This is a genomic window from Clostridia bacterium, assembly GCA_014360065.1.
In the GTDB taxonomy this organism is placed as follows: domain Bacteria; phylum Bacillota; class DSM-521; order Neomoorellales; family JACIYF01; genus JACIYF01.
This window is the reverse complement of record JACIYF010000190.1, coordinates 1-3,451: the sequence shown is the minus strand read 5'-3', so window position 1 is coordinate 3,451 and position 3,451 is coordinate 1. Positions and strand designations below refer to the sequence as shown.

Genomic DNA, 3,451 nt, shown 5'->3' with positions numbered 1-3,451 from the left:
CTGGCAAAAGGTTGATTTCTTTTTTCATCGCCGCCACCCCTTTAGGGCTAAACCCAAAGCCATGGCAAATTGAGGCAGGAGTGCAGCTCTACCTTCAACTAGGTATTCGGGCGCGATCAGCCCTGCGACCAGGCCTTCGCTAAAAGGGACACCCGAAGCGCTAACCGTGCTCCCCAAAGTCTGGCTGTAAAACTCTCGATTACCAGAATCAAGAGCCCCTCCTCCGTACAATTCAGTTCTTACGCCACGGGCGCCGAAAGCAATGGCCGAGGAAGCTAACAGGGACCTGACCTGGCGCCTATCAAAGGAAGCAAGCATTAATGGGATCCCGCCTTCAACTAGGCATAGGGTATGCTGTGAGGAGCCCAGATCGGCCAGCAAGACTTTGGTATTCCTGGGAGATTCTAACCGTAGCAGCGGAAAAGGCGAGACCTCTACTGCAATTAATCTCAGTTTTAACTTAGCTAGAAAGCTGTACAACTGCTTGACTAAAGCTGTACGGGTGGCAGCCCACACTACTTCTCTTTCCCCATTTGCAGCCGAATTGCCCACCACAGCAAAGTCGTAAGTAATCTCTTGGCCGTTAGTGCTGACATATTGAGCTAGTTCCCACCTCAATGCCTTTTTAATGTCGCTAATGCCTATCGGAGGCATAAGGGACTTGCCGCTGGTAATCAGGCGAGATGGTAACGTAGCGCATACTGGCAGGTTCCCCCTAATTCCTAAAGACTCAAGTACATATCTCATTGCTTCCTCCCAGGGTTCGCCGTCTAACCCGGACTCCATGGCCGCTTCAAGAATAGCTCTCTTTCCTTCAAATATAACTTTAATCGCCTTGATGGAGGTATTGCCCCAATCCAATCCTATCATGCTTCTAGTTGCCAAAACCTTGTTAACTCCTTTCTCCGCTGAATCAAAACACCGGGTACTCTTCCTGCCACGATTCGATGCGAAAACTAGCTCCGGGTAGTAGTCTCTCAACCTCAGCGGTGAGCGCGGCTGAAAACGTTGCGCTACTCTCAGGATCACAAACAAAATCGTTGGCAAAGGCCATTCCGGTAAGTTCTGAGCCGGCCTCGGCTATAACCGAACCCTCGCTTATGATAACCGCTTGCACAGCCGAGGGGAGCAAGCGAACATCCCCCTGCGCTACCAAGACTAACCCACTGTTACTATCGGCCGGTTGGCAATACCCTTCAACCTCGAGCTTGCCGGCTACAACTATAGCCATATGCCCACTATACGTGCCCAAGGAGCTCAGGCGGCAATTACCATTTACAAAAATGACTCCGCTTTTCCCGTTTAAGCTAGCAGAGGATATTTCTGTTGGTCCAGAGAAAGTGTAGGCAGCCCGTTGGTAAAAGTCATTAAACTTAGGTTTCAGGTCTGGATATTCCCCCAAAAGATTTATAGCTTGGGCACCGCTTAGGGAAGGTAGTTGCCACCTAATCTTAACCTGCACCCCCCGGCGTGCCGTTCGGCCATCGAAAGAGTCTTTCTTCCCTACCGCCTTGACCATGATGCTATTGCCCAAAGAAACCATGCTTGCCTCGGCAATGTATCCATCTCCGAGCGGAACATTGACAAATGATTTTGTCCACTCTTTAGGCCAATATTCCCAATATGGGTCCGACCCTAACCGAGCTAGAACCTTCTCTGCTCCTGCCTCAGCTATGGTCAGGGCCTCAATTTGCGCTGAATTTGACCTCGCTATCCTGGCTTCGCCTAACCCCACGACTAATAAGATTCCCGCAACTACAGATAGGATCATTAACGGCAATACGGAAAGGATGGCAATTTGGCCGGAATCGTGGATTGCGTCATTACTCAATGGTTTTCCACCCTTACGTTGACGGTGGTTCTAGCCGCAAATCGGTGCTTTTGGGCATAAACGGTCAAATATACTGAGCACCGTTCGGGGTCCCAGAAGACATGCAACCTATCGATACCGTATGCCACGATATTGTTGCCGCCTCCACTGACAGCCCGCTGGATTTCGCCTTCACCGTCTAAGTAATACCTGATGAGCCGCTGATTTACATCCCGAAAGCTAATCCAGTTCTCCCCGAAAGCCTCAACCCTTTTGGCTTGGCGTAGCTCCCGGCTCAACCGGTCCATGACCAAGCGAACGTTTTGTTGAGCATCAATGATCTCCTCCTCCTCATTTACCCTAGCCACGGTAGCGGTGGTCACACTATAGAAGACAGCCCATATGAGCATCATAAGCATAGCGGCAAGTACAACTTCAATCAGGGTAAAACCAGCATTATATCTACCCCTGACCAATAATCAATACCTCCCGACCAGGGAAGTTAAAGTAGCCTCCAGGCATGGCTTCTCGCCCTGATTATTACTTAAGCGATACACATATACCACAATCTGCTTTACAGCTCCTGGTCCCCCAATGGGATCGTCAGTACTGATTTGATAATGGCAAACCCAAGAGCTCCGGTTGATAGTAAGAATCTCGCTACTATGGCTTCCCTCCAATTGCTCCAACTCGTCCCACGACAGCGCCTTGAGTTCTTCTAACTTGCCCTGGGCTAGGTTCATGGCCACAGTTTGGAAACTGCCCTCCTGGGTTAATCTTGAAACCCGGATGCATATCTCAACGGTTGGTATGGAGAGCACTGTCACCAGCAGGGCAGTGATAATAACTTCCAGCAATGTGGTTCCATGGTTTTGACGCCAAAACCTCATTCTATTATTTGCACCCTCCCTGTTATCAAGAGAACCTGGATACGGACTCGGTGACCATAATTATCCTCCAACTGGATAATGCCATAGGCAGTAGGGGAACCCTTGGTGTCGAAAACTAATCGCCGATCCGGAAAAGTCGCCTGCGTCATCTTTACTGAGTCGTCGAGATATACCCTTCGGCTGCGTACCAAGTTATCCCTGAAAATATGTAGCTCGTAAAAGTTGGAAACCGAACCGGGACGGTAGACGCTGAACAGCACATAAGGAGAAAAGGTCTCGGCAACCGCCACCTGCTGGGCTTCCCGTAGGTCGCTGACTATTTGCCGTGCCGACATCCTTAAGTACAATCCAGATAAAGAGGAGCTGAGGGCCGGCAAAGTTATTAAAAAGGCCATGCCCATAATAACTAATACCACTAATACTTCTATCAGAGTGAAGCCGAAGTTAGAATCGTGCTGTGAACTGCGAATTGATACCATCCCCATATTTGCTGTCCCCAGAAACCGGCTACCACCGCACCTAAGGAAAGAAAAGGTCCGAAAGCAATGGGATCCTTTTTACTGCGCCGACGGATAACTACCAATCCCAGTCCTACCAAAGCCCCGGTTAGAGAAGCAACGAAGATAGCTACCATAGCCCCCTGCCACCCCAAGAACAACCCAATCGCCAATCCCCATTTGATATCTCCTCCCCCCATGCCCCCTCGGCTTAAAAATCCAACTAACCAAAGAAACCCTCCGCCAGCAACAGC

General features: G+C 49.9%; 6 protein-coding genes. All 6 read right to left on the bottom strand.

Annotation, left to right across the window (positions count from 1 at the left end; genetic code table 11):
• Positions 1-24: 24 nt before the first annotated feature.
• Positions 25-885 (bottom strand): hypothetical protein, encoded by an 861-nt coding sequence (locus H5U02_14735; protein ID MBC7343676.1) that lies wholly within the window; start codon positions 883-885, stop codon positions 25-27.
• Positions 886-913: 28 nt separating this feature from the next.
• On the bottom strand, positions 914-1,831 hold the full coding sequence (locus H5U02_14730; GenBank protein MBC7343675.1) for a hypothetical protein: 918 nt from the start codon (positions 1,829-1,831) through the stop codon (positions 914-916).
• Entirely contained in the window at positions 1,828-2,286 is a 459-nt protein-coding gene (locus tag H5U02_14725; GenBank protein ID MBC7343674.1) for a hypothetical protein, read from the bottom strand. The genes H5U02_14730 and H5U02_14725 overlap by 4 nt, the downstream gene beginning before the upstream one ends.
• Positions 2,287-2,289: 3 nt before the next feature.
• Positions 2,290-2,700, bottom strand: a complete 411-nt coding sequence (locus H5U02_14720; GenBank protein ID MBC7343673.1) for a hypothetical protein — start codon at positions 2,698-2,700, stop codon at positions 2,290-2,292.
• Entirely contained in the window at positions 2,697-3,185 is a 489-nt protein-coding gene (locus tag H5U02_14715; protein ID MBC7343672.1) for a prepilin-type N-terminal cleavage/methylation domain-containing protein, read from the bottom strand. The genes H5U02_14720 and H5U02_14715 overlap by 4 nt, the downstream gene beginning before the upstream one ends.
• Positions 3,128-3,451, bottom strand: a 324-nt coding sequence (locus H5U02_14710) for a prepilin peptidase (GenBank protein MBC7343671.1), incomplete at its 5' end; no start/stop codon positions are given. The genes H5U02_14715 and H5U02_14710, both read right to left, overlap by 58 nt.

What these genes read in the sequence shown, in the direction of transcription:
- H5U02_14715 (MBC7343672.1), bottom strand. Translation starts at nt 3,185, where the DNA reads ATGGGGATGGTATCAATTCGCAGTTCACAGCACGATTCTAACTTCGGC.
- H5U02_14720 (MBC7343673.1), bottom strand. Translation starts at nt 2,700, where the DNA reads ATGAGGTTTTGGCGTCAAAACCATGGAACCACATTGCTGGAAGTTATT.